Origin of the sequence: Runella defluvii (assembly GCF_014195535.1) — a bacterium.
GTDB lineage: Bacteria > Bacteroidota > Bacteroidia > Cytophagales > Spirosomataceae > Runella > Runella defluvii.
Genome location: NZ_JACIBY010000011.1, coordinates 219554 through 243705 on the forward strand (window position 1 = coordinate 219554; position 24152 = coordinate 243705).

Sequence of the window (24152 nt, forward strand, 5' to 3'; positions counted from 1 at the left end):
TATATTTACAGAACTGATTCTACGGGAAAGATACGTACAGAAGGCGGAGTTTCAGTAAATTCTTTAAAAGAGTTTGTACTAACGATCCCATCTATTCCTGCAATATCAAACCCTCGGCTAAAGATACCATGACTAACCACCAATAGTACTTTTCCTGCATTTCGGCTTTTTAAAAGTGCGGCTAGTCCCGCAAAAGTGCCGCCACCGTCACAAATATCATCAATGATAAAACAAGGTCGTTGGCCAAAATCTTCTTCAAACGTCTTAAAACCTGACAATTGTCCCGTTTTTACATCCCTAAATTTGATACATTCCGCCACTCGCTCCGCACCTATCGACGCTGCAATTTTATAGACCTTTTTTAATGCACCTGAATCGGGCGAAACCAAATAATAACCGTCGGTATTGGTAAGATTGGGAAACGCTTCCATTGCCTTTTTTACCAACGTTACATTTGAAATCGCCACCGAACGATGGACAAGAGCCGTGGCAACGTCGGAATGCGGGTCAAAAATGCGGACTTTACGAAATTGTCCTGCATTGAGCATATCAGCCACAATTTTGAGCGAAAACGGCTCTCCTTCCGTCATAACTCGGTCCATACGAGCTGCCATTAGGTAAGATATAGTCACATCTACTGTCTCGACGCCTGCATAATCAAGGGCATTTTTGGCGGCAAGGCAGAGAAATACATCATTCATGGTCGATAAACGTGTCAAAATATGCACGTGCTTGGTGTTGGCGGGAAGAACCTCCAATTGAAGGTGCGGCTGTCCGTCGGGAAAAGTAAAGCTTTTGAAAGCTATTTCACTTTTTTGTGGCGTAATTAAGTTAAGGTTCATTTCTGTTTCGTTTTTTTGAACCATATAAGACATGTAAGGCCATATAAGTTGTTTTCTTATAATCTCTTATATGACTTATATGGTTTAAAGCTGTTGTTGCACCCGTGTTCGTATCTCCGACAGTGTCCAATCAATGGTAAGTTTTCCATCCAAAAAGACCGTTTTAAGCTCACCTTGGGCTTCTTCCTCCCACGTACATTGATCTTGCAATACGTACTTGCCCGTAACAGCATCCCGATGCACCGCCATCAACCCTTTGGCCGATTTTTTAGTCCCATCGTCCGTTTTAGGGTCTTTGAAAATATCACGTCCCTCACCATCTACTTCACCGTAAGTCGCCTTCATGGCAAAACCAAATGTGTCACGTGTCACGTATTCGTAGGTGTATGAACCTATTCCGAGCACCACGTTATAACTAGCAAATCCTTTTTGTTTGAGTCCTTCTAAAATGGATAGCTGCCGCGCAGGCGTAATGCTATCTCCGTAAATAAGGCCAATATGCGCATCCAGTAATTTAAAACCCTGAGGCGTAACGCTCCCCCCAAACGTTTCCCACATGCACGCTATCGCCCCTTTGTATTCGGGTGAACCAACGGGCGCGGCAGGGTCGCCAACGATAATTTTTACAGGATCACCGCTATCAGGACGAATAACCACTTTGCCATCGCGGGCCAAAATTTGGTGTTTGAGTTGAGGTAAAAACTCCGTAATCACTTGCCAAAAATCCCACGTATCGCTCACGATAGAAACAATTCCAGCGGGATATACCTCCGTAATTAGTCGCTCAAAGGTCTCTATTTCACCGTCTTTTGTCCCCATACACATTACGCTATGCTCCGTAGCAGGCACCGAACCACCAATCAACTCTGCTTCACAATCTGCGTTATAGTAATTTTCCAAGAAATCAATGGCAGGAATGGTATCGGTTCCCGTAAAGCTCAGCAGGTGTCCCGCACCACTCATCACCGCATCTTCAATACCCGACATTCCTCTAAAACTGAAGTCGTGGCCTTGCCAAGGCACAAAACTAAGGTCATCCCCCACGGTTTCGCGGGCATAATTGGTAAACGTTTGGAAGTATTCAAATGCCGTTGTAGCCGAAGTGCTTGGTTTCCATAAAATGGTACTCATCAAGGTTTCGAGCATGTTGGTCAACCAAAAAAATTCAGGTTTTGTATTGCGAATCGTCAGAACAGGTACGCGCATTGGAACAAGACTACCTTCGGCTAACGCCTTGATTTCGAGTGGCAAGTACCCCAAATCATGCAGTGCTTCTACGTGGTCGTATGGAATACAATCTTTTCCCAAATAGTTATCAATACGACGCTTGTATTGTTGGATAACTTCGGCTTTGGGACGTTGAAAGAAATTTTCATCAAACTGGCGAATGAGGTATTCTTTGATAAAATACTGCAACCCAAAAAATACAATTTCATTCTGTTCTGGGTTTCGTGATTTACGAGGCGTAAAGTTAGAATACACCAAAGTTGTCCCGTCGGGGTATTGGAATTTGTGTCCTACTTTGTAACCGTCTTTTAGTAAAATGGGAAGTGTTTTCATGGCAACTGTAAACGTATCTATTTAATTTTCAAGGAATAAACTCAAACAATTCAGCAGGGCGACTTTTTAGTCCTTCTCGGCGCTCGCCTGTGCTTCGCAATAAGCCCGAAGCCATCATGCGTTTGTGAAAATTGCGACGGTCGAGGCTTTCACCCAAAATACATTCGTGCAACGCCTGCAATTCGCTCATTGTAAACTGGGCATTCAACAATTCGAAACCAATGGGTTGGTACTGAATTTTGGCAGCTAAACGCGCCTGCGCCACCTGAGCGATGTGCTCGTGGTCAAACCCAAGCGGAGGGAGCAGCTTCCAATGAAACCACCGCAGCTCATTCGCCATTTGCCCAACCATCAATTGGTACTTTGCTGGGTTGACCAACGCGTAATAAGCCACCGAAAGCACCCGACCTCTTGGGTCACGCGAAAGCCCTCCAAAGGTGTATAATTGCTCTAAAAATAGATTTTCAATCCCCGTTTTGTCCTTCAAAATCCGCTGTGCTGCCTCCTCAAACGTTTCTTCCAAGCGTAAAAAGCCGCCTGGCAGCGTCCATTGGTTGGCAAATGGTTCATCTCGACGATTGAGCAACAAAATTGAAAGCTGTTCGCCATCGTAACCAAATACAACGCAGTCGATAGTAACCGAAGGGTGGGGATATAGTAATAGTTCGTCTTGCATTTACTTTGCGTATTAACGACACAAAGTAAATTATTCCACTTCAAACCTGCAAAATATTTTGCGTATTTATTACACGAAGTTATTTAACGGTCCACCCAAAAGCGCTAGAGCAAGGAAAAAAGAGGTTCTTTTGATACATACCCAACAGAATTAATCCATTGATTTTCAGAACCTTTTAAATAAGAAACTACCTCTAAAAGCGGCTGTTTACCCCGCACAAAATCAATCAACAATTCGTCCCCTACCAAAATCTCCAACGCCGTACGCGGATTTCCTTTTTCGTAAGAACCTATTCGCCAAAGATTTGGAATGTGTTCGTTAAAGGTGCGTAGCAGCAGCAATGAACTCAGCAATGAATGGTTTTTTGCTTGCGTAGAAAGGTGTATTTGAAAACCTCCGCAGAGTTCGTTGGCATATTTATGAAAAGTGGGGATAAACTGGAGTGGTCGCAACACGTAATTGAACCAATGGTATTCTTTGCTTAGGTGTTCAACGTCGTGTTTGATGCGATGCAGGGTTTCCCAACGCAAAAAAGGTGCTCCCACTATTTCAAAAGGACGGGTTGTGCCTCGCCCTTCGCTCAAAATCGTGGCTTCAAACAAGCATTGGCCGCTGTAAAGCTCGGCGGTTTGTAACGAAGGGAAATTGGGAGAAGGGTAAATTTGCATAAAATAGTCGGGAGACGCCCCCATAAGCACCTGTAAGTCAAACGCTCCTCCATAAAATTCTTTTAACCAAAATGCGATTTCACCCAACGTCAGGCCGTGACGGTGCGGCAGTCCCTCGTGCCCAATAAAAGACGCGTACGTAGTCGAAATGGGTGAGCCTTCCACTTGACGACCTGCGGGATTGGGGTGGTCTATCACCCACACGCGCGGCGGACGTTGGCAACGGGCAATTGTTTCAAACAAATACGCAATGGTAGTCAAATACGTAAAATACCGACACCCAACGTCCTGAATATCAATCAGAATATCGTCTAATTCTTCCACCTTTTCAGGGGAAGCTTTCAGGCTCTGTTCGTCGTGCCCATACAACGAAACGCAATTCACGCCTTCCCAAAAATGATAGATTTCGGCATTTTCCAGTGCTTCTTGGTCCTGTAGTTCAGAAAAAAGACCGTGTTCGGGCACAAAAATCGTTTTCAGTACTTTTTCTTTGGCCAACCAATCCATCAAATACATTTTTTCTTCAAACAAAAAGGCCGTTTGGTTGCACAAAAGCCCTACGTTTCGGTGGTTAGTTTTGAGGGTATCAATGAGCGCACGTAACGAATGAGGGCGTATCATAAAAACAAATTAAGGATAGTAAGTTGGCAAATTAGCAGAATGTTTGTTTGAAATAAACCCTAAAAATTGATTTATGTCAAGTTTTTTAAAGAATTGATTGGAGACTTTTGTCTCACAAAATCAACCAATTAACAAAACCATGAACCCTTCAGAACAACTCCGTTACGCCAACTTCTTTCGTGTTTTTGCCCGTTATACACTCCTCATTATCACCTTACTTACCCTTGTATTTGCCCTGCTTTCAGGAGCCGAAACCTACGGAGGTGGGTGGCAAGGAATCATCAAAAATAGCCCTAACGCCTTACCATGGGCTGGGTTATTGCTTCTTTTGGTTATTGCTTGGAAATGGGAGCTTATCGGCGGAAGTATCATCACTTTCTTTGGACTATTTTCCATTTATTTCTTCAACATTGGGAGGAATCACTTTTACTGGAGTACTTTGCTGTTAACCCTTTTTATTACCCTGCTGGGAGGGTGTTTCTTAGCAAGTGGCATCATTCGCCGAGCTGCCCACTCACAGATATAACAGAATCGGTTATCTTCGCGGAGTTTTGTTCCTTTTTTATTCCCATGCACTACTCCCAAATCATTAACGAACTCGCCGAAGACCGCGAACAGTACTTCAACGCCGTCAGCCCACCGATTGTCCAAACCAGCAATTTTGCTTTCAACGACTTTGCCTCATTACGCAGTGCTTTTGAAGACGAAATGTCGGACTACCTTTATACACGAGGCATGAACCCTACGGTGGATATTCTCCGTAAAAAATTGGCCGCCATCGACGAAGCCGAAGATGCCCTTGTGCTCAACAGCGGAGCCTCAGCTATCTTTTGCGCCGTTATGTCCAACGTCCAAGCGGGCGACCACATCATTAGTGTTCAGAAACCCTACACCTGGGCGTGGAAACTGTTTGACAACGTACTGACTCGCTACAACGTAAGCACCACTTACATCGACGGGACACGTATTGAACATTTTGAGGCAGCCCTTCAGCCCAACACCAAAGTCATCTACCTCGAATCGCCCAACAGCCTCACCTTTGAGCTTCAAGACATTGAGGCCGTGGCGAAGTTGGCCAAATCGCGGGGCATCATTACCATCATCGACAACAGCTATTGCACCCCTATTTTCCAAAAACCGCACCGCCTCGGCATTGACCTTTGTCTGCAGTCAGCCACCAAATACATTGGCGGACACTCAGACACCGTGGCGGGTGTGCTCACGGGCAGCAAAGCCATGATAAAACAGATTTTTGACCGTGAAGCCCACAATACAGGGGCTTTTGTGTCGCCTTTCAATGCGTGGTTGCTGTTGAGGGGCTTGCGCACGTTACCGATTCGCCTCAAACAAAGCGCCGAAAGCACCCAAAAAGTACTCTCTTTCTTGAAAAATCACCCTAAAATTGAGAAAGTCTATTTTCCACTTGACCCCGATTTTCCTCAATACGAACTTGCTAAAAAACAAATGACGGGCGCAAGTGGCTTGATCACCGTGGCCATTAAAGCCGAATCGCACGCCCAAATCGAGCGCTTCACCTTTGACCTCAAGCACTTTTTGTTGGCCGTAAGCTGGGGCGGGCACGAATCGCTGGTATTGCCTAAATGCGCAGGGTTACACCCCGATGGCTTTGACCCTCATGAGCAAGAACACCGATTGATACGATTTTATATTGGACTAGAAGAGGCAGACTTTCTCATTGAAGATTTGGCTCAGGCATTAGACAAATTATAGGCACATCGGTTTTTCTATACATAACAGTACAGGAGGGTTGCGCCCAAAGATTCTTTTTGGTTTGTTATCTTTTATTTCTTACCCAAGACACACATGGAAAAAGTTGCTTTTTTAATGAAACTAAAGCCTGGTTTTGAGGCTGAGTATAAAAAACGCCACGACGAAATCTGGCCCGAACTCTCCGCAGTGCTCACCGAGGCGGGGGTTTATGATTATTCGATTTATTTGGACCGTGCTACAGGCATTTTATTTGCGGTTCAAAAACGTACCGAAAACAACACCGCCGACGACCTACCCAACCACCCTATCGTCAAAAAATGGTGGGCATACATGGCCGACATCATGGACACTAACGCCGATAACTCACCCGTGAGTACGTCTATTGACTGTGTCTTTCACATGGATTAATCTTGATTTTTAAAACCTATTTACATGAACACTCCTCAAGAAACGTTTAATCGCCGCGAGTTTATTCAGAAATCTTCGTTGGCAACGGCAGGAATGCTCGCTTCTTCGACCTTGTTTGCCAATGCAACCCCCAGCGCCAAACGCAAAGTAGCGATGGTCGGAACGGGCCACCGTGGAACGAGTATGTGGGGCATACCTGTGGTAAAAGAATTTGGCGACGTCATCGAATTTGTAGGCCTGTGCGACATTAACCCTGGCCGCGCCGAAACAGCCCGCAAAATGCTCAACGTCACTTGCCCGCTTTATACTGACTTTGAGAAAATGATGGCCGAAACCAAGCCTGATATTCTCATCGTAACGACGGTCGATGCCACGCACGATAAGTTCATTGTGAGAGGAATGGAACTGGGGGCGGACATCGTCACCGAAAAACCCATGACCACCGACGAAGCCAAGTGTCAGGCCATTTTGGACGCCGAAAAGCGTACGGGTAAAAAAGTAACGGTTACGTTCAACTACCGTTATTCGCCGCACCGCCAAAAAATCTACGAACTCCTCCGCGAAGGAGCCATCGGGACTGTTACCTCCGTTGATTTTCACTGGTATTTGGACGTTCGCCACGGAGCAGACTACTTCCGCCGTTGGCACCGCCTCAAAGAAAACAGCGGTTCGTTATGGGTACACAAAGCCAGTCACCATTTCGACCTGCTCAACTGGTGGTTGGAATCAGAACCTGAGAGCGTTTTTGCGCAAGGTTCACTGGAGCATTACGGTAAAAATGGAGCACTTAGAGGCAACAATTGCCGCAGTTGTGCCCACAAAAACGAATGTAAGTTTTATTGGGACGTGACGAAAGACAAACGTCTCGTTTCTCTATATGTCGATAATGAAAAACACGACGGCTACTTACGCGACGGCTGTGTTTTCAAGGAAGACATCAATATTTTTGATAAAATGGCGGCCACCATTCATTATGCCAACGGCGTAAACGTGAGTTATTCACTGACCACTTATTCGCCCTATGAAGGCTACCGCATTGCTTTCAACGGGACAAAAGGCCGTTTGGAGGCTTGGATTAAAGAATCAGGCAAAATGACAATTGAGCCCTACGATGAGTTGATGTTGTCGAAAAACTTTGGCGATGTCGAATACATCAAAATTCCTCAAGCCGAAGGACACGGGGGAGGTGATGCTCGCTTGCGAGATAAAATTTTCCGCAACCCGAATGCGCCCGACACCTACCGCCAATCAGCAGGTAGCCGCGACGGCGCCATGGCGATTTTGGTCGGAATCGGTGCTCGGAAAAGCATTCAAACGGGTCAGCCCGTCAAAATTTCAGACCTTACCGACTTGAAGCCCAAAGCGGTGAAGGCTTAGAGTCGATGGTTTACGGTTTTAAATGCAGAATGAATCATAATAGTGAGTCGGGTTGCTTACAACCCGACATTTTTATTACCCTACCAAAGCTTATTCAATTTTTAAACTCGAAACCTCAAACCCAAAACCTCAAACACCCTACTTCCCATTCAAATCCCAATCATAATCTAAGTAAGACACGGGGGTATTGGCCTCAATTTTCACGGTCGAATATTTATTTACCCACTCCACTATCGGCATTTTTTTGGTAAAATCGCCGCCGTACCACGTCAAAATCTTCGATAGTTCCGCTTTGTCTTTGCGGATATTATTCTTCGACTTATCATTCATAAAATCTCGTCCTTGCTCGTCCAATTGCTTGTTGAGTTGGTCGGCCGTAAACGCCTCATTACGCAGGGGTGGGCACGATTTGGCCGCACACACCAAGGCAAAATGAATACGTGGCTCGTCAAATTTTTTGCGAATGATGCCGTGTTCTATGTCGTTCAGGTTCATTTTTTTTCCGCCAATGACGATAAAATTGACCGTCCAGGCATCGCTCACCAACGGGATTTTAATCTTAGAACCAATGTCTTTAATGGTAGAAATCCCAGGGTAATGGTCAAGGATAAGCTGAACTGTAAAGGCATTGTACGCATTTATCCAGTACGCCAACTGCTCCTCTTTCGTCCATTTATTATTAGGAGCGCTGGCACTGAGCATATCCAAGTACTTTTTTAGCTCGTCATAATCCTTTTTAAACGCCGTATAATTGACAAATCCTTTGTCATTTACGTGTTTTTTGAGAAGTTTGTCCCACGCCGAATGATCCACGGGAGCGGCCGTTGAGGTTGGCGTAGCTGTACAACTACCAAATAGCCCCACGACAAAAAACAGAACAAAAGCGAAACTGCGCATAATTTTCGATGGTTTTATCCTACAAACGTAAATCTCTGAAAAACGGTTTTTACTATCGTCCAAACGCGCTAACTATTTTTAGAATCAAATGAATCTTGACTTAACCCACAAAACTGCCATTGTCTGCGGAAGTACCCAAGGTATTGGACGTGCGTCGGCCGTCGAACTTGCCCTTTTGGGGGCGAATGTCACGCTTATGGCCCGCAACGAAGCCTCATTACAAGCAACTTTAGCGGCACTTGACACCAGCAAAGGACAAACTCACCGCTACCTTGTCGCCGATTTTGCCAGTAGTAGTTCGGTAAAAAACGCCATCGACGCCTATTTAGCCGAATTTCCTGAAGTACATATTTTGGTCAACAATACAGGTGGCCCGACGGGAGGCCCCATCATCGACGCTGCCCCCGAGCAGTTTTTGGCTACCTTTGAAATGCACCTCGTCAACAACCAACTTTTGGCGCAGGCTGTTGTTCCTGCCATGAAAAAAGCAGGTTTTGGCCGAATTATCAACATCATTTCCACTTCCGTGAAGCAGCCTATCGTTGGCTTGGGAGTTTCAAATACCATTCGTTGGGCGGTGGCAAGTTGGGCGAAAACGCTTTCGCTCGAAATCGGCAAATTTGGCATTACGGTCAACAACGTCTTGCCTGGTTATACCAAAACAGGCAGGTTAGATTCGGTGAACAAAATGCGTGCCCAAGCGACAGGAAAAACGGTTGAAGAAATTGCCACTCAACTCGAAGCCGAAATCCCTATTGGTCGTTTTGCCGAAGCCGAAGAAGTCGCCGCCGCCGTGGCCTTTTTATGCAGTCCTGCCGCCGCTGCTATCAGCGGCATCAACCTGCCCGTAGATGGCGGAAAAACCGCAAACCTTTAAAAATAAATGTCGAGGGTAGAATGCAGAGTGTCGAATTTGGTATTTCATTCGACATTCTACCTTCTGCACTCGACACTTTTTAGGCAATGACACTCACTATTTAACTTTTATACTTATGAAACTTTCCATTGGCGACACGTACGAGTACGAATTCCGTTTTTCACAAGAAGAAGTCATTGCATTTGCTCAGCTTACGGGCGACGATAACCCTTTGCACTTAGACCCCGATTACGCTGCTACAACGCCCTTCAAACGCCCGATTATCCACGGGATGCTAGGCGCTAGTGTTTTCACCAAAATCATTGGTACTCGTTTTCCTGGTTACGGTTCGATTTACGTAGGACAAACGTTTCAGTTTTTACGCCCTATGTTTGTCGATACCGATTACAAAGTGAAGTTTACCGTACAAAGCCTTAACCCCGAAAAGCACACAGGTGAAATTTTAGGTGAGGTATTTGACGTAACGACGGGTAAAATCACGACCAAAGGCGTCGCAACGCTTATGCACAAAGAGAAGATATGATAAACCTCTCTCACGCCCTCGTTCTTGCTTCCAACTCTCCACGCCGTCAGCAATTACTGAGGGAAATGGGGGTTGAATTTACGGTGCAAGTTCGCCCCACCGACGAGCTTTTTCCCGCTGATATGCCCGTTTCGGACGTGGCTGGGTACTTGGCCCAACACAAAGCCGAACAATTTGCCCATGATTTAGGCGAAAAACTCATTCTTTGTGCCGATACCGTCGTGGTCGTCGATGATACCATTCTCAACAAACCTGCCGATGCCGCCGAAGCACGCGAGATGTTACAATTGTTGTCGGGGCGGTCGCACCAGGTCATCACAGGCGTGTCTTTGTTAAGTCCTCAGGGTTACCAAACCATCAGCGATGTAGCCCATGTGGCATTTAAAACACTCTCCGAGAGTGAAATTGAGTATTACATCGCCCATTACCGCCCATTCGACAAAGCGGGGGCATACGGCGTGCAAGAATGGATTGGCATGATAGGGATTCCGCGTATCGAGGGTTCATTTTATACCATCATGGGGTTACCACTTCATAAAGTTTACGAACTTTTGCAGCCTTTTATGGTCGCCTAACCGTTCGTCAAAAAATTATTTGAAAGCGAGTTTTCTGTGCGTATTTTTGTTGTACAGCACTGAAAATTCGCTTTTGCCATGAAACACCTACGACTCGTTTTGTTTTTAGTTGCCGCTTCGCTCATGTCGGGTTGCAGCACGTATTTTTACCAATGGAAACCCGCCTCAGGCGACATTGCCTGGATCGAAGGAAGAGAAGTGACGCGCGCCGAACAAAACGGCGTTGTTTTGGTCGCCTCCTACGAGTTTGAAGATGCCCACAACATTGTTTTGGACGTCGAAGTCAAAAATCGCACGCAGGCTTCGCTCTTGGTTGACCCCAACGATTTTCACTACATCCCTTTCGATACTAAAAACGACACCCTGCGCAGTGCTATCAACGCCTCCTACACGGCTTTTTACCGCGCCCTCAATCCCGAAGAAAAAATTCAACAAGCAACGTTGGACATCCAACGCGAAAAACGACGCCTTGCCGCAGCGTCTATTCTGAACGGCGTGTTGTTGGTGGCAACCGTTGCCAGCGACATCAACTCGTCCAACCGCCGCGATAAGTCGTGGACGCAACGCGCCAACTTGCAATATGCCCACGCTCAAGCCTATAATTTTATCATCCAAAAACAAATTGCTGACGTAAATCTCCAACGAATCCGCACGGAACGACTACAACACGAACGCGCCAATTGGCAAGAAATGTCCCTGCGAAAAACTACCCTTCCGCCCAACGAATCGATACGCGGTTTGGTGTTCTTGCCCAAAGACGAACGCGCTTCTTCGGCTTGGCTGACCTACACTTCTCCCAGCGATTCTACCCAAATGCAGTTAAAATTTTTGCAGGAAAAGATAAAAGGGAATTAAGCGAAGGGCACGTTTGCAAAGGGCAAGGGACAAGTTTGCAAAGGGCAAAAGGCAAGTTTGCAAAGGGCAAAAGGCAAGTTTGCAAGAGGCAAAAGGCAAGTTTGCAAAGGGCAAAAGGCAAGTTTGCAAAGGGCAAGGGGCAAAAGGCAAGAGGTAAATGAGCAAAAGGGGGTTAGTTAGTTTCCCAATCAATACCTTTTAGAAAAGCTTCGTACGCAAAAAGTCCGAAAATAAGAATGTATTCTACCCCTACCACTCGGAGATTTTCATGGTAGGGAGACGAAGCGTAGGCCACGTACGTCAAAGGTAACATCAGCGACCAAAGCACAGGGTACCAATGCCTTGTAACCACCCCCAACGCCACAAGCGTCGTAATGTACCACGGGTGTACGGTCGTGGCTAAAAAGAAATAGACGGTCAACGAAAGGAGCATTTTCTCGGCAAGGCTGCGTTTTTGAAATGCTAACCAACTCACCGTTCCCAAGGTAATCAATGACAACACAGGCCCCAACGATTGGATAAGGTTATAACCCGTTATCCGATAGCCAACTTCACGTAGGAGGTAATAGACGCTGGCATTAAACTCAAACTTCTGGAAATACAAATCAAGGCTTGCTCCAACGTTGGTAAAAAGACTTTTATTCAAAAAAGGGAGAAATAAACCAACCATTGTTGCGCCTACGACTCCACCGTAGATTATTCCTTTCTGCCAACCTATCCGCCGTACCAGTGATGGTAGAAAAATCAGCGGCAGCAGCTTTACTGATGCCCCCAGCCCTAACGCCACAGCAGAGGCTGTCAAATAAGAATCCTTGAACCAAGGGCGATTGAGCCAACGCACAGCCAGTAACACAAAGAACAACGTCACTGCTTCGAAATGTAAGTTGCCAGTTAGTTCCACAATCACCAGCGGGTTTAAGGCATAGACCAAACCGTTGATTTTCCGCTTTGCAGATGGTCGAATTCCAAGGTTTTGGGGTGATGATAACAACCAGCAATTCCCCACCTCAGCCATGAGAATGATAACCCGCATCACAACCACCGAAAGTTGGACATTATCCCCTCCAATCCAGGCTGCCATGCCAAAAAACAACTGGTTAAGAGGTGGGTAAACTGTAAAGTAATTGGGGGAATTAAGCCCTTCGTACAAAGCTGTGCTTAGATTTGCTGATAAAAAAAGGGGTGAATGAAGCACGTTGGAAGGAAGATACAGGTATGGATTAACACCCGCCACCAACAGGCGTCCGTCCCACACAAAACGAAAAAAATCATCGGACAAAACAGGCGTTGAAAACAGAAACACAAGCCGCAAAAGCACGGCAATCCCCATCCACCAACGCGTTTGTGCCGCATTCCACGAGCGAGTTACGACAAGCCCATATACCAAAAATAGGCTTCCATACACCAAAATCAACGTTTTTAACTGTGTACGGTCTATTTCATAGCCAATCCACCAATAACCAATGCTACCACTCAACAAGACTAGCAGCATCCACCCTATTGGCTGTTTGTCAGGCAACGTGTGCAGGGGTAATTTGGGGGTTTGATGACGCTGAAAGAGGGGCATAAAGTCGTTGAATACAAATAATCAGCAACAAAGGTCGGTTTTTTCTTCAAAATTAGTTTGTAAACTTTTGAAAGTTTCCGTACCTTTGCGGACTCGTTTTGAAATCAAGGATTTACAGGTAATAAAAGGCATAAGAAATGAAACGTACATATCAACCTTCAAACCGCAAAAGACGTAACAAGCACGGATTCCGTGAGCGTATGTCTTCTGCTAATGGCCGCAAAGTATTGGCAGCTCGTCGCAAAAAAGGCCGTTGGAAATTGACAGTTTCTGACGAGAAGCGTCACAAGCAATAAAGTCAATAGTTTAGAGTTTGAAGTCTAAAGTTGTCGCTTTGTAAGCTACCGCTTTGGCTTGATGCTCGATGCTAAGATGAAGCAAACTTTCCCAAAAACTGAACGTCTCTGTAGTCGAAAAACCATAGGGCGTTTGTTCGAAAAAGGTAGTACGGAAGCAAAAACGTCCTACCTTTTTCCATTTAAGGTATTTTATCTAGTTGATTCGGACGTTCCGCCGAATCAGCCTCCTCAAGTCTTGTTTTCGATTTCAAAGCGCAATTTCAAAAAAGCGGTTGATCGAAACCTTCTACGCCGCCGTTGTCGAGAGGCGTATCGAAAGAATAAACATCTTTTCTTTTCTTCTCCAGAACAGCGTCCACCAAGCTACATTGCGTTTATTCTTATTGCCAAAACAAAAGTGGACTACGAAACCATCGAGCGTGGTTTACAGAAGCTTATTGGGCGCCTCGGTAAGGAATTGTAAAAGTGATTTCTACTGTTAAATTTGTGTTAAGAATAAGTTTAGCGTGTTAAAATTGTTTACACGACTCGTAATTTCGTCGCCGTAATAAAAATCCATGCTATGAGCGCTGCCAAATCGGCTCAAATCGCACACAAAGTTTTAGTCGTCGATGACGACCCAGATATTGTTGAGCTACTTGAATACAATTTAGAAAAAGAAGGTTACGAAGTAGCCACCGCTGCCAACGGAAAAATGGCCATTGAAACGGCTCGCTCGTTTATCCCTGAGCTGGTCGTTCTCGATATTATGATGCCTCAAATGGACGGTATCGAAACCGCCCGCCAACTGCGAGCAATCCCCGATTTTAGAAATACCTACATCTTATTTTTGACCGCCCGCTCGGAAGAATATTCGGAAGTAGCCGCTTTCGAGATTGGTGCCGACGACTACCTGACCAAGCCCATCAAGCCACGCGCGCTGATGAGCCGTATCAATGCGCTTTTTAGAAGAGAAGCCCAAAAATCGGAGCCAGAGTCCCAAATTGAGATTGCAGGCTTGCACATCAACCGTAAAAATTATACGGTTACGAAGGGCGATAAAGCGGTTGTTTTGCCAAAAAAAGAATTTGAATTGTTGTTTTTCTTGGCCAATCACCCCAATAAAGTCTTCAACCGTGAAGAACTTTTGCAAAAAATTTGGGGAGCCGATATTTATGTTCTCGAACGCACCGTCGATGTTCACATTCGTAAAGTCCGTGAAAAGGTCGGCGAAAACTACATCAAAACCCTCAAAGGCGTAGGGTACATGTTTACCGACGAATAGAAATTCCTAGCGATCCACTTCGCCCATTACGACGTCGATAGAACCGATAATAGCCACTAAGTCAGCGAGCATAGCACCGCGTGAGATTTCGGCAATGACCGATAAGTTATTGAACGAACACGCTCGTGCTTTGCATCGCACGGGAATATCCGACCTCCCATCGGTACGGAAGAAAAAGCCTAGTTCACCTTTGGGATTTTCAGCTCTTATGTAAAAATCCATCGCCTGAGGGCGAATTTTCTTCGGCACGACTGCCTGCGGGTCAAAGTCAGGCGTGCGACGGTGCTCTCCCAACAGTTTTTCTACACACTGTTCGATCAGGCCAAGAGATTCCCAGCACTCCTGCACCCGAACGTAGTTTCTATCCCAACAGTCGCCAACAGTACCCACGAGTCCTTCTCCAATCGGTACGTTAAATTCCAACTCAGGATAGACCGAATAGCCATCCACTTTGCGCAAATCCCAACGCAAGCCCGAACCGCGCAACACAGGCCCCGAGCAGCCATAATTGATGGCCACGGGGAGCGGCAAAACGCCGACATTGGCCGTACGCTCCACAAAAATCTTGTTGTCGATGACCAATTGTTGCAATTCCCGCAGTTTGGGTTTGAGGTAACTCACAAACTCCTGACAGCGCTCTTCAAAACCTACTGGCAAATCGTAAAATAAGCCTCCAACCCAAACGTAGTTATAGAGCATTCGAGCGCCCGAAAGCCACTCTAACATCCGCAAAATATGTTCGCGGTCGCGCATGAGCCACAAAAAAGGCGTGTATGCCCCAATGTCCATGGCATACGTACCAATGGCTACAAAGTGCGAAGCCAGGCGGTTGAGTTCTGCTACCAACACCCGAATGTATTCAATCCGCTTTGGAATATCTTTCTCTATGCCTAACATCCGTTCGACACCCATCACGTAGGCATGTTCGGAGTTGATAGCCGCCACGTAGTCCATCCGATCTACGTACGGGATGATTTGGTTGAAAGGCAGCGATTCGGCGTGTTTCTCAAAACAACGGTGCAAGTACCCAAGGTGCGGCACTACGTCCACGATAATTTCACCATCCGACACCACTTCTAAGCGCAACACTCCGTGGGTGGAAGGGTGCTGCGGGCCTAAGTTAATCACCATTTCTTCCGACTTTAGCTGGTCGGCGGTGTATTTACTCGGCTCCGAAATGTTCAAATGCTCGGGTTGGTAATCGTATTGTACCGTTGAAGTAGCCATAACAATGGGTCAAATTGAGGATGCAAGTTAGTAAGAAAATCCTTCCACCTCGCCCTTACTAACCTTTGGCGTTTGTATATTTGTCACGGACGAAGAGAAGAAAGCGCTATGCACGAGATAGAACCTTTTTATAATTGGGAAAAACATTATGTCGCTGCCAACGACCGCAAATCCCCTTTTTACGGTCGAGACTATAATTTAAACCAGTACGAGCACGACATTTACGGGTATTATATTCACCCTTTGTGGGACGAAATAGACTCCGAGACGCTCTATGTCAAGATTTTATTTGCTGACTACAAGAAGAAGTTTGCCGTCATTGAGCTTTTTGGGGAATGGAACGACACGCTTCACAACGACATCATGCACTTCAAACGCAATGTCATCGACCATTTGCTGGCCCAAGGCATCAATAAATACATTCTTATTGCCGAAAATATTCTTAATTTTCACGGCTCCGACGATGAATATTATGCCGAATGGTTTGACGAAATCGAAGATGGCTGGATTGCCGTTGTGGGTTCTCGCGACCATACCGAACGCGAATGGAAACGCTACCGACTCGACTATTACCTCAATTTTGGGGGAACTCTCCACCTTGAAAACTGGCGCACGCTACAGCCTCAACCGTTTTTTGAGTTGGTGCAAAGTTTGATTGTGCGGCGCTTGATGTAGTTATTCTTCGGCATCAAGCACTGCCAGCAAATCGCACATGGTATCCACCATTTGGTTATACTTTTTGGCACTTACTGCTTTTTCAAAACGCGCCTGCATTCCTTGCATTTCTTCGTTTAAGTCTAGCAAAAACTCTTTGCCACGATCGTCCAAAAAAATGATGCTCGCTCGGGCATCTTTTTCGCTTGGGCAGCTGTAAACGTACCCCGTTTCTTCTAACTCTTTGACGGCTTTACTCATGGCTTGCTTGGTCACTTCCAACTTTTTGGCCAATTCACTGCTCGTAATCCCTTCCTCCTCAATGTTGACCAACAACGAAATCGAGCTCATCTTAATATCTGTGTAGCCACGTTTCTCTAAAAGTGGGGCAATGTGAAGATGAACGTGACGCTTGAGCCGCCACAAAAGCCGCCCAATGGAGCGCTGACGCATTGATTCAAACTTCTCAAAGCTATATATCCGTCCTGATGCAAGTACTTTTTCCATGTTACAAATCTATTGGAATACAGGTTATTAAAAAATAGCACTCAAATTTTAATCCAATTTTTAGTCAACTTATTTGACTTTTTTGGTCAACTTAGTTTACCTTTGCTGCCGCAAATATAGTCAACCAAGTTTACTTATAACTTTTTTGTAAAACAACTTATTGCTCACCTCCGCATAAAAAACAAAACGCCATGGATACCACTTCATCTAAAAGTCCTTTCAAAAAACTGCTACCATTTGCCGTTGTTCTTGCCGTACTCGGCGTAGGTAGTTTTTACGGTTTTCAATCGTATCGTTACAATCAAACCTACGAAACCACCGACAATGCCCAGATTGAAACCAAGAACTCGCCCGTTCTTGCCCGCGTAGCAGGGTATGTACTCGAATCGAACGTAGAAGATTATAAAAGTGTACGCGCCAACGACCGTCTCATTGAGATTGATCCCCAAGAATACCAAATTGCCGTAGCCCAAGCCGATGCCGACCTACAACAAGCCGTAGCCGACATCGAAACCGCCAAAGCAGCGCTCCGCAACGCTCAAGAAGCGTACAAAGTAACCAAGGCCAACGCCGACGTACAAGCCAGCCGCAAAACCAAAGCCGCGGCCGACCTGACTCGTGACAAAAACCTGTACGAAGGAGGCTCAACGACCAAAAAAGTACTAGACGATAGCCAAGCCAACGTAGAAGTGCAAAATCGCCAATACGACGCAGCTTTGGCCCAAGTAAACCAAGCGAAAGTAGCCGAAGGGGCAGCGATAGCGACCATCAAAAAAATGGAAGCCATGGTAAAAGTAAAGCAAACCGTGCTCGACCAAGCCAAATTACGTTTGTCATATACCCACATCGACGCGCCTGTATCGGGAAAAACGGGCAAAATCAACGTTGCCAAAGGTCAATACGTACAACCTGGGCAAAACCTGTTCACGATTGTCAACGAAGCGGCTTACTGGGTAACGGCCAATTTTAAAGAAACCCAGCTCGAAAAAATGCGCGTAGGACAGCCCGTTGAGCTCAAAATTGATGCGTACCCAACGTTAAAAATAAGTGGTAAAATCCAAACTATTTCCGACGCTACAGGCGCAAAATTCTCGCTTCTTCCTCCCGACAACGCTTCGGGTAACTTCGTAAAGCTTACGCAGCGCGTTCCCGTTAAAATCGAGATTGAGCACCCCGAACAATACAAAGAACTACTCCGCGCTGGTTTGAGCGTTGAAGTAGCGGTCAAAGTACAGTAAACGAGGTTCAATCATCGGAGTTAGAACACACACACTATGAAAAGATGGATTGTTGTCATCACGGTCATCACAGCGGCCGTTATGGAACTGATAGATACCTCGATTGTGAACGTAGGTATTTATCAGATGGCGGGCAACTTGGGCGTGACCATTGAAGATATTTCGTGGGTTATTACGTCGTATGCCATCGCCAACGTGATTATTATTCCGCTAACGGGATTTTTACAGAACTACTTTGGGCGGAAAAACTACTTCGTCGCCTCCATTGCCCTTTTTACGTTTGCCTCCTATTTGTGCGGCATTGCCGATACCCTGCCCCTGCTCGTCTTGGCGCGTTTTTTACAAGGTGTAGGTGGTGGAGCTTTACTTTCGGTTTCCCAAGGGTTGTTGTATGATTCTTTCCCAATTCATCAACGCGCCATTGCTTCGGCGGTATTTGGGATGGGTATTGTGCTTGGGCCGACGTTTGGGCCGACCCTCGGCGGGTACATTATCGACAATTACCATTGGAGTTGGATGTTTTTTATCAACGTTCCGATTGGGATTGTCGCCTTCTTGTTAAGCTATATCTACATCGACAAAAAACCCGAAGAGCACCACATCGACCGCAGTAAAATCAAGATTGATTATTTGGGAATTGTGCTTCTTTCAATTGGTATCGGGTGCTTGCAGTACGTGCTCGAACGCGGCGAAGCCAACGACTGGTTTGAAGACCCAACGATTGTGATTTGTACCATTGCGCTGATTGTTTCGCTGACCTCGTTCATTTGGTGGGAATTAAAAATCCCCAATCCCGTAGTAAACCTGCGGGTGCTGAAAAACCGCAACCTTTTACTAGGCTCTATTCTTGTCTTTGTGATTGGTATTGGACTTTTTACGTCGGTATTTATGTACCCGTTGTTTGTCCAACGGATTATTGGCTACACTGCCACCCAAACGGGGCTTTTGCTTATCCCTGGCGCAGGAATTACACTTTTTATTTTCCCAATTGTGGGACGATTAATTTCAAAAGGCGTTCCACCGCGTTCCATTGCCACCGTCGGTTACCTTGCCTTTGCCCTTTTTTGTTACCAAATGTCTATCATCGACCTCAACGCGTCTCCTGCCATTTTAATGGGCGCCTTGATGATTCGTGGTGTAGGGCTTGCTCTTTCCAACGTCCCGCTCATCAATCAGTCGATTTCGACCTTGACGCCCCAAGAAATGCCGATGGGTATCGCCATCACTAACATGATTCGGCAGATTGGAGGTGCCGTTGGAGTGGCACTTGTCAATACGTACATTGCCCAACGCCTCCCGCTCAATGCCATGAATCTTTCGGCGCACCTACAGCCTGGCGATATGCTTACCCAAGAGCGCCTCACGACCATGTCGCAAGGGCTCATAGCGCGTGGCATCAATCCACTCGACGCCCTTCAACTTTCGTACGGCAACCTCAACTTAGCCGTCCAAAAACAAGCCTTGATGCTCTCTTATTTGGACGTGTTTCAGGTGGCTACGATGTTCTTTATTGTCACATTTCCATTATTATTTCTCCTAGAAAAGAAAAAAATGACGCCTCAAACTGCCAAAGCGGCGGCCGATGCTTCTCACTAATTGCCGATATATCAAATGAAAACTTTTGTAAAAATATCCGTCGTAGGCGTGCTTATGCTCGTTTTGAGAAACGCCGCAGTGGCCCAAACTCCTACCCCACTTTCCAAGTTGGTCCAGCAATCTTTTGAACATTTCCCCAAACTCAAAGAAGCCGAACAACTCATCAAAGCAGGTGAGCTACGCGTAGATGTAGCCAAAACAGCGCTTTTGCCTTACGTCAATGCCAACGCTTCTTACAGCTACGTGGCTCCTACGATGAAGGCCACTTTGCCTCTGCCTGAGGGTTCACGCGAGATTCAGTTTATGCCCAACCACAACGTCAACGTAGGGATAAACGCAGGCTATGGTTTGTATGATTTTGGAAAAACAAACCTAAGTATTCGTCAAGCCCAAGAAAATGTCTTGAGCGCCCGCCATTCTTTAGAGTTAAATCGACACAATTTAGCCTATCAAATTGCCCAGTTGTATTACACCATCGCGTTTTTGGAGAAAAGTAAGCAAGTACAGCAAGACGTCATTCAAACCAGCGAAAATGTATTAAAACAAATCAGTAAACGGGTTCAAAATGGTGATGCGTTGGAGTTTGACGTTGTTTCTCAGCAAGTAAAATTGAAACTCGCCCAAAACCGTAAAGTGGATTTTGAGAACCAAATCGACAAACAAAAAATCACGTTGAGCTACCTTACGGGAACTCCGAGCAGTGAAATTAGCGTCGCAGATTTGGCACTTGGGCTTAATGCCAATCTACCAACAAAAGAAGCGTTGACCCAGCTTTTCAACAACCAGAATAAAGAGGTGCAATTGGCCAAAGACCGCATTCAAAGTGCGGAAACCGAGGTGGCGGTTGCTGCCAAAGCCCACTTACCAACGTTGATGCTCACAGGAAGTGCTGGCGAAAAAAATGGGTACATGCCCAACGTCAATCAATTGCGTTTCAACGTTGCGGCGGGGCTCAGTGTCACCGTTCCGTTGTATTCGGGCAAGCGGTACGACATTCAGCGTAAGGCAGCTCTGGTGAATTTGGAAGCCACAAAATACAACCTCGAATCGGTGAACGCATCGCTTCAGAAAGACGTTGAGATGGTTCTTTCTGACCTCAAAAGCAACGAACAGCGCCTCGAAAACGTGAGAATTCAGGTAACCCAAGCCGAAAGAGCCTTGGCACTTGCCCAGAACCGTTTACAAAACGGAACCATTACGACCGTAGAGTTAGACAATGCTCAAACTTCCATTGAGGAAGCTCGTTTGGCGGAACTCACCTATCAGTTTCAATGGTTTATCAATCAACTGGAATTAAAACGTTTAACGGGAGACGAGTTTTGGAAAAATTGAGTGTAGGCAACTAACCATTAGCGCCTATTTTCGCCCTTTTAGGAAATTCACCTAGAAGGGCTTTTTTGTGTCGTTCATTCCTAAAACGCTGAAAAGTATTTTTAGGGAGGTTTGTGCCTTTTTACTGAAAATGAAACCCTTATGGCTACCTCTCGTCGTCGATTCATCAAAACGCTTGCTGCTACCAGCGCTATTGTAGCGTCCAAACCTTCTTGGGCCACAACTTCAGCTGCACCCTTCATTTCGTGTAATCAATATTCGTGGTTTACCTTTTATGAACGCGAAAAACGCAGTTGGGGCGCAAACCTCGACGCCTCGCTTGCTGAATACGTAAAATCAGGATTGAAAGCCTTTGAACCCAGTTTTTATTCCACCAACGACGTCAAAACGCTGGCACCTCTCTTAAAAAAATACCAATTGGCCCTTCCTTCGGCTTACATCGGAAGTATTTTGCACGAAGACGCCGAAAGTCAAAAAACCATCGAAACGGCCATTGCCATTGCCAAAGAAGCCAAGCCGCTGGGTTTATCGATTTTAGTTACGAGTCCCAATCCCATTCGTTGGGGAGGGGCCGAAATCAAAAGCGATGAACAGCTAATCAAACAAGCCAAAAATTTAGACCTGCTAGGTTCTGAGTTAAAAAAGCAAGGCATTACCCTCGCCTATCATACCCACGACGCGGAGTTTAAGGCAGGCGCGCGGGAGTTTCACCACATGCTACAAAATACGCATCCGCAAAATGTCAGCCTGTGCTTGGACGCACATTGGATCTACCGAGGAGCTGGCAACTCCCAAGTTGCACTGTTCGATATTGTAAAAATGTACGGAAAACGAGTCGTAGAACTTCACATACGACAGTCGGTGGGGCAAATTTGGGGAGAAACCTTCAGCGAAGGCGATATCGATTACCCACGACTTGTCCGCGAATTGAAAACCATGAACGTCAAACCCTTACTCGTATTGGAACAATGCTTAGAGCCACAATCTCCCAACACGCTCAACGCCATTCAAGCCCATCAACAAGACCTTGCTTACGCTCAAAAAGTTTTTAAAGGCTGGGTGTAAACAAAGTACAAATTGTATATTTGTTATAGTGACATACTATTTGAAGTTAGGTACAATGACATTTGACCAAAACGGACACCTATTCCCCTACGAGGTGATTGAGACCACTCTAGAAATTTTTGAGGATGTATTTGTAAAAAGTTTTCCAACTTCCTCTACACGCTCAGTAATTTTTACAGAATATTTAACCTATCTCAATAGGTTACAAGAAATTATAGGTAACGAGTTCTATCAATGGATTGACGGGAGTTTTACCACTCAAAAATTAAACCCTCGTGATATTGACATAGTGACATTTATAGATGCTTCTTTATTTGATGCTAACGAACCGTTGTTAAGAGATTGGAACAAACAAAGTTTGATAGATGCTTACTTTGTTCGGGTCTTTCCCAAAGAACACAAGCAACGCGTATTTTACGAGTCTGATTATTTACGCTGGTTGCATTTATTTGGTCGAAGCCGTGAAAAGAAATCAAAAGGAATTATTCATTTACAACTATTAGGACAATGACTGCAATAGGTAATTATGAAGAATGGGCAATAAGGGTATCACGCCTATTAGAGCTGATTGCTATGGACAATGATGCCATAAAAATGCACCAAGAAGGTAATAGCCCTGCATTAATCGTTGAGCAGTACCAACGTTTAAGAAACGACCATTTGGAAGAATTGCGAGAATTATTAAAAGATTCAGGCATGACTATCCAACTATTAAATATAAGTAATGCTGCGTAAACTCGTATGCACGGCACACAAAAGAGCCAGAGAAGATATCTTCTCTGGCTCTCCGTCTATTCCTAAACCCTTTACCTTATGAAAAAACAATTACTATTACTTTATTCTTGACGAAATTTCTGATTTTTGGCCATAGCCATAAAAAAACTTTGAGCGCTTTCAGCTACTTAGTTCTGAACTACACTACCTGATTCTACGGCTTTCCGAACCTCCTCTTTCAAACGTTGGTTAGCCACAACAACGACTTCAACACGCTGATTTTGACGACGGCCATCCAGCGTTTTATTTGAGGCTTTAGGCGTCGTTTCGCCAAAGCCCTCGGTTACAATTCGCAATTGGGGAACCCCATGTGCTTGCAAAAAATCCGCCAAAGCTTCCGCGCGTTTCTCAGAAAGCGCTTGGTTTACTTTCAAACTTCCTTGAGAATCGGTATGTCCCGCTACCAATATTTCAGTGTCTTTAAAATCTTGCAATACCTGCGCAAGTTTCTTTACGAACGGTTGTGGGTCGTTCGATAACACATACGAGCCTTCAGGATATAAAATAGCGGATTGAAACGTCATTTTAATGCCTTCTCCCAAGCGTTCAATTTGGGCGATGCCTCCTAGCTGTTGGCGTAGCTGGATGGTTTGCTGTTCCATGTATTGTTCAATACGAGTACCCGGCAAACCACCCACTACTGAAGCGCTTATCGCGTAATTGGCAGGATCTTTCGATTTACTTTGCCCATGTTTGGCAGGTGAAACCGTTTTCCCCTTAGTTCTTGATAGAAAGGATGTGGATGTGCAGTCGGAAAGCCCTAGAATCAATGAACAACTCATCGATACGAGCAAGAGACTTTTAACTGATTTTTTTATTGTGTTCATGGCTGACAAAAAACTTTGTTAGTAAAAAAGGAGCTTTTGAATTTTCAATGCTCAAAAGAGCCTTATTGATAAACTCCGTGTTATTGTCATTGCTGTTAATCTGACATTAGTTGTAAAATACTTATGCCACGGTAGTTTTAGGATTTCAGTAGGGAGATATGGGGAATTTGGGGAATTTTTGGGCAAAAAAAT

At 45.4% G+C, this 24152-nt stretch carries 27 protein-coding genes; 18 read left to right on the plus strand and 9 right to left on the minus strand.

The window, feature by feature from the left end:
- Positions 1-5: 5 nt before the first annotated feature.
- From FHS57_RS22680 to FHS57_RS22695, 4 genes are all read right to left on the minus strand, one after another.
- Positions 6-842, minus strand: coding sequence for a phosphoribosyltransferase family protein (locus FHS57_RS22680; RefSeq protein WP_183977669.1), 837 nt, complete (start codon positions 840-842; stop codon positions 6-8).
- 84 nt (positions 843-926) lie between these two features.
- Positions 927-2402 (minus strand): nicotinate phosphoribosyltransferase, encoded by a 1476-nt coding sequence (locus tag FHS57_RS22685; protein WP_183977671.1) that lies wholly within the window; start codon positions 2400-2402, stop codon positions 927-929.
- Between the two features lie 28 nt (positions 2403-2430).
- Positions 2431-3078 carry an NUDIX hydrolase gene (locus tag FHS57_RS22690; protein WP_183977673.1) on the minus strand — a complete coding sequence of 216 codons (648 nt, stop codon included), beginning with the start codon at positions 3076-3078 and terminating at the stop codon, positions 2431-2433.
- 104 nt (positions 3079-3182) lie between these two features.
- Positions 3183-4367 carry a DUF1343 domain-containing protein gene (locus FHS57_RS22695; RefSeq protein ID WP_183977675.1) on the minus strand — a complete coding sequence of 395 codons (1185 nt, stop codon included), beginning with the start codon at positions 4365-4367 and terminating at the stop codon, positions 3183-3185.
- 139 nt (positions 4368-4506) lie between these two features.
- Here FHS57_RS22695 and FHS57_RS22700 point away from each other — a divergent pair, with 139 nt between their 5' ends.
- The 4 genes from FHS57_RS22700 to FHS57_RS22715 all read left to right on the plus strand — a co-directional run bounded on the left by FHS57_RS22700 (position 4507) and on the right by FHS57_RS22715 (position 7883).
- Positions 4507-4893 (plus strand): DUF7670 domain-containing protein, encoded by a 387-nt coding sequence (locus FHS57_RS22700; RefSeq protein ID WP_183977677.1) that lies wholly within the window; start codon positions 4507-4509, stop codon positions 4891-4893.
- A 44-nt stretch (positions 4894-4937) separates the two neighbouring features.
- Entirely contained in the window at positions 4938-6098 is a 1161-nt protein-coding gene (locus FHS57_RS22705; protein ID WP_183977679.1) for a trans-sulfuration enzyme family protein, read from the plus strand.
- Between the two features lie 93 nt (positions 6099-6191).
- Positions 6192-6506 carry an L-rhamnose mutarotase gene (gene rhaM / locus FHS57_RS22710; RefSeq protein ID WP_183977681.1) on the plus strand — a complete coding sequence of 105 codons (315 nt, stop codon included), beginning with the start codon at positions 6192-6194 and terminating at the stop codon, positions 6504-6506.
- A 24-nt stretch (positions 6507-6530) separates the two neighbouring features.
- Positions 6531-7883, plus strand: a complete 1353-nt coding sequence (locus FHS57_RS22715) for a Gfo/Idh/MocA family protein (RefSeq protein WP_183977683.1) — start codon at positions 6531-6533, stop codon at positions 7881-7883.
- A 138-nt stretch (positions 7884-8021) separates the two neighbouring features.
- Here FHS57_RS22715 and FHS57_RS22720 read toward each other — a convergent pair whose 3' ends face one another.
- Positions 8022-8780, minus strand: a complete 759-nt coding sequence (locus FHS57_RS22720) for a DUF547 domain-containing protein (RefSeq protein ID WP_183977685.1) — start codon at positions 8778-8780, stop codon at positions 8022-8024.
- An 88-nt stretch (positions 8781-8868) separates the two neighbouring features.
- Here FHS57_RS22720 and FHS57_RS22725 point away from each other — a divergent pair, with 88 nt between their 5' ends.
- The 4 genes from FHS57_RS22725 (at position 8869) to FHS57_RS22740 (ending at position 11610) form a co-directional block, all read left to right on the plus strand.
- Positions 8869-9657: an SDR family oxidoreductase gene (locus FHS57_RS22725; protein WP_183977687.1), complete on the plus strand. Its 789-nt coding sequence runs from the start codon at positions 8869-8871 to the stop codon at positions 9655-9657.
- A 115-nt stretch (positions 9658-9772) separates the two neighbouring features.
- Entirely contained in the window at positions 9773-10180 is a 408-nt protein-coding gene (locus FHS57_RS22730) for a MaoC family dehydratase (protein ID WP_028523648.1), read from the plus strand.
- Positions 10177-10755, plus strand: coding sequence for a Maf family protein (locus tag FHS57_RS22735; RefSeq protein WP_183977689.1), 579 nt, complete (start codon positions 10177-10179; stop codon positions 10753-10755). Before FHS57_RS22730 ends, FHS57_RS22735 begins: the two co-directional genes overlap by 4 nt.
- A gap of 78 nt (positions 10756-10833) precedes the next feature.
- On the plus strand, positions 10834-11610 hold the full coding sequence (locus FHS57_RS22740) for a hypothetical protein (protein WP_183977691.1): 777 nt from the start codon (positions 10834-10836) through the stop codon (positions 11608-11610).
- A 172-nt stretch (positions 11611-11782) separates the two neighbouring features.
- On the opposite strand, the gene FHS57_RS22745 is transcribed toward FHS57_RS22740, so the two are convergent.
- Positions 11783-13177 (minus strand): glycosyltransferase family 87 protein, encoded by a 1395-nt coding sequence (locus FHS57_RS22745; RefSeq protein ID WP_183977693.1) that lies wholly within the window; start codon positions 13175-13177, stop codon positions 11783-11785.
- Between the two features lie 137 nt (positions 13178-13314).
- On the opposite strand from FHS57_RS22745, the gene rpmH reads away from it, so the two are divergent.
- The 3 genes from rpmH (at position 13315) to FHS57_RS22760 (ending at position 14740) form a co-directional block, all read left to right on the plus strand.
- Complete coding sequence (gene rpmH / locus FHS57_RS22750) at positions 13315-13473, plus strand: 50S ribosomal protein L34 (RefSeq protein WP_028523643.1); 159 nt, start codon at positions 13315-13317, stop codon at positions 13471-13473.
- Between the two features lie 76 nt (positions 13474-13549).
- Positions 13550-13939, plus strand: a complete 390-nt coding sequence (locus FHS57_RS22755; RefSeq protein WP_183977695.1) for a ribonuclease P protein component — start codon at positions 13550-13552, stop codon at positions 13937-13939.
- Positions 13940-14038: 99 nt separating this feature from the next.
- Positions 14039-14740 (plus strand): response regulator transcription factor, encoded by a 702-nt coding sequence (locus FHS57_RS22760; protein ID WP_028523641.1) that lies wholly within the window; start codon positions 14039-14041, stop codon positions 14738-14740.
- A gap of 6 nt (positions 14741-14746) precedes the next feature.
- Here the strand turns inward: FHS57_RS22760 and FHS57_RS22765 are convergent, their stop codons facing one another.
- Positions 14747-15967, minus strand: a complete 1221-nt coding sequence (locus FHS57_RS22765; protein WP_183977697.1) for an NADH-quinone oxidoreductase subunit D — start codon at positions 15965-15967, stop codon at positions 14747-14749.
- Between the two features lie 108 nt (positions 15968-16075).
- On the opposite strand from FHS57_RS22765, the gene FHS57_RS22770 reads away from it, so the two are divergent.
- Complete coding sequence (locus FHS57_RS22770) at positions 16076-16642, plus strand: hypothetical protein (protein WP_183977699.1); 567 nt, start codon at positions 16076-16078, stop codon at positions 16640-16642.
- Here the strand turns inward: FHS57_RS22770 and FHS57_RS22775 are convergent, their stop codons facing one another.
- A complete protein-coding gene (locus FHS57_RS22775; protein WP_183977701.1) occupies positions 16643-17128 on the minus strand; it encodes a MarR family winged helix-turn-helix transcriptional regulator in 486 nt (161 codons plus the stop codon).
- A gap of 191 nt (positions 17129-17319) precedes the next feature.
- On the opposite strand from FHS57_RS22775, the gene FHS57_RS22780 reads away from it, so the two are divergent.
- The 6 genes from FHS57_RS22780 (at position 17320) to FHS57_RS22805 (ending at position 23094) form a co-directional block, all read left to right on the plus strand.
- Entirely contained in the window at positions 17320-18366 is a 1047-nt protein-coding gene (locus FHS57_RS22780) for an HlyD family secretion protein (protein ID WP_183977703.1), read from the plus strand.
- 36 nt (positions 18367-18402) lie between these two features.
- Complete coding sequence (locus tag FHS57_RS22785; protein ID WP_183977705.1) at positions 18403-19962, plus strand: DHA2 family efflux MFS transporter permease subunit; 1560 nt, start codon at positions 18403-18405, stop codon at positions 19960-19962.
- Between the two features lie 15 nt (positions 19963-19977).
- On the plus strand, positions 19978-21294 hold the full coding sequence (locus tag FHS57_RS22790; RefSeq protein ID WP_183977707.1) for a TolC family protein: 1317 nt from the start codon (positions 19978-19980) through the stop codon (positions 21292-21294).
- A gap of 141 nt (positions 21295-21435) precedes the next feature.
- Positions 21436-22359 (plus strand): sugar phosphate isomerase/epimerase family protein, encoded by a 924-nt coding sequence (locus FHS57_RS22795; protein ID WP_183977709.1) that lies wholly within the window; start codon positions 21436-21438, stop codon positions 22357-22359.
- Between the two features lie 55 nt (positions 22360-22414).
- The gene (locus tag FHS57_RS22800) at positions 22415-22870 is read left to right on the plus strand and encodes a DUF6932 family protein (protein ID WP_183977711.1); all 456 of its coding nucleotides are present in this window, start codon (positions 22415-22417) and stop codon (positions 22868-22870) included.
- Positions 22867-23094, plus strand: a complete 228-nt coding sequence (locus tag FHS57_RS22805; RefSeq protein WP_183977713.1) for a hypothetical protein — start codon at positions 22867-22869, stop codon at positions 23092-23094. Before FHS57_RS22800 ends, FHS57_RS22805 begins: the two co-directional genes overlap by 4 nt.
- A 167-nt stretch (positions 23095-23261) precedes the next feature.
- Here the strand turns inward: FHS57_RS22805 and FHS57_RS22810 are convergent, their stop codons facing one another.
- On the minus strand, positions 23262-23960 hold the full coding sequence (locus FHS57_RS22810) for an OmpA family protein (protein ID WP_183977715.1): 699 nt from the start codon (positions 23958-23960) through the stop codon (positions 23262-23264).
- Between the last annotated feature and the right edge of the window lie 192 nt (positions 23961-24152).

What these genes read in the sequence shown, in the direction of transcription:
- FHS57_RS22680 (WP_183977669.1), bottom strand. Translation starts at nt 842, where the DNA reads ATGAACCTTAACTTAATTACGCCACAAAAAAGTGAAATAGCTTTCAAA.
- FHS57_RS22685 (WP_183977671.1), bottom strand. Translation starts at nt 2,402, where the DNA reads ATGAAAACACTTCCCATTTTACTAAAAGACGGTTACAAAGTAGGACAC.
- FHS57_RS22690 (WP_183977673.1), bottom strand. Translation starts at nt 3,078, where the DNA reads ATGCAAGACGAACTATTACTATATCCCCACCCTTCGGTTACTATCGAC.
- FHS57_RS22695 (WP_183977675.1), bottom strand. Translation starts at nt 4,367, where the DNA reads ATGATACGCCCTCATTCGTTACGTGCGCTCATTGATACCCTCAAAACT.
- FHS57_RS22700 (WP_183977677.1), top strand. Translation starts at nt 4,507, where the DNA reads ATGAACCCTTCAGAACAACTCCGTTACGCCAACTTCTTTCGTGTTTTT.
- FHS57_RS22705 (WP_183977679.1), top strand. Translation starts at nt 4,938, where the DNA reads ATGCACTACTCCCAAATCATTAACGAACTCGCCGAAGACCGCGAACAG.
- rhaM (WP_183977681.1), top strand. Translation starts at nt 6,192, where the DNA reads ATGGAAAAAGTTGCTTTTTTAATGAAACTAAAGCCTGGTTTTGAGGCT.
- FHS57_RS22715 (WP_183977683.1), top strand. Translation starts at nt 6,531, where the DNA reads ATGAACACTCCTCAAGAAACGTTTAATCGCCGCGAGTTTATTCAGAAA.
- FHS57_RS22720 (WP_183977685.1), bottom strand. Translation starts at nt 8,780, where the DNA reads ATGCGCAGTTTCGCTTTTGTTCTGTTTTTTGTCGTGGGGCTATTTGGT.
- FHS57_RS22725 (WP_183977687.1), top strand. Translation starts at nt 8,869, where the DNA reads ATGAATCTTGACTTAACCCACAAAACTGCCATTGTCTGCGGAAGTACC.
- FHS57_RS22730 (WP_028523648.1), top strand. Translation starts at nt 9,773, where the DNA reads ATGAAACTTTCCATTGGCGACACGTACGAGTACGAATTCCGTTTTTCA.
- FHS57_RS22735 (WP_183977689.1), top strand. Translation starts at nt 10,177, where the DNA reads ATGATAAACCTCTCTCACGCCCTCGTTCTTGCTTCCAACTCTCCACGC.
- FHS57_RS22740 (WP_183977691.1), top strand. Translation starts at nt 10,834, where the DNA reads ATGAAACACCTACGACTCGTTTTGTTTTTAGTTGCCGCTTCGCTCATG.
- FHS57_RS22745 (WP_183977693.1), bottom strand. Translation starts at nt 13,177, where the DNA reads ATGCCCCTCTTTCAGCGTCATCAAACCCCCAAATTACCCCTGCACACG.
- rpmH (WP_028523643.1), top strand. Translation starts at nt 13,315, where the DNA reads ATGAAACGTACATATCAACCTTCAAACCGCAAAAGACGTAACAAGCAC.
- FHS57_RS22755 (WP_183977695.1), top strand. Translation starts at nt 13,550, where the DNA reads ATGAAGCAAACTTTCCCAAAAACTGAACGTCTCTGTAGTCGAAAAACC.
- FHS57_RS22760 (WP_028523641.1), top strand. Translation starts at nt 14,039, where the DNA reads ATGAGCGCTGCCAAATCGGCTCAAATCGCACACAAAGTTTTAGTCGTC.
- FHS57_RS22765 (WP_183977697.1), bottom strand. Translation starts at nt 15,967, where the DNA reads ATGGCTACTTCAACGGTACAATACGATTACCAACCCGAGCATTTGAAC.
- FHS57_RS22770 (WP_183977699.1), top strand. Translation starts at nt 16,076, where the DNA reads ATGCACGAGATAGAACCTTTTTATAATTGGGAAAAACATTATGTCGCT.
- FHS57_RS22775 (WP_183977701.1), bottom strand. Translation starts at nt 17,128, where the DNA reads ATGGAAAAAGTACTTGCATCAGGACGGATATATAGCTTTGAGAAGTTT.
- FHS57_RS22780 (WP_183977703.1), top strand. Translation starts at nt 17,320, where the DNA reads ATGGATACCACTTCATCTAAAAGTCCTTTCAAAAAACTGCTACCATTT.
- FHS57_RS22785 (WP_183977705.1), top strand. Translation starts at nt 18,403, where the DNA reads ATGAAAAGATGGATTGTTGTCATCACGGTCATCACAGCGGCCGTTATG.
- FHS57_RS22790 (WP_183977707.1), top strand. Translation starts at nt 19,978, where the DNA reads ATGAAAACTTTTGTAAAAATATCCGTCGTAGGCGTGCTTATGCTCGTT.
- FHS57_RS22795 (WP_183977709.1), top strand. Translation starts at nt 21,436, where the DNA reads ATGGCTACCTCTCGTCGTCGATTCATCAAAACGCTTGCTGCTACCAGC.
- FHS57_RS22800 (WP_183977711.1), top strand. Translation starts at nt 22,415, where the DNA reads ATGACATTTGACCAAAACGGACACCTATTCCCCTACGAGGTGATTGAG.
- FHS57_RS22805 (WP_183977713.1), top strand. Translation starts at nt 22,867, where the DNA reads ATGACTGCAATAGGTAATTATGAAGAATGGGCAATAAGGGTATCACGC.
- FHS57_RS22810 (WP_183977715.1), bottom strand. Translation starts at nt 23,960, where the DNA reads ATGAACACAATAAAAAAATCAGTTAAAAGTCTCTTGCTCGTATCGATG.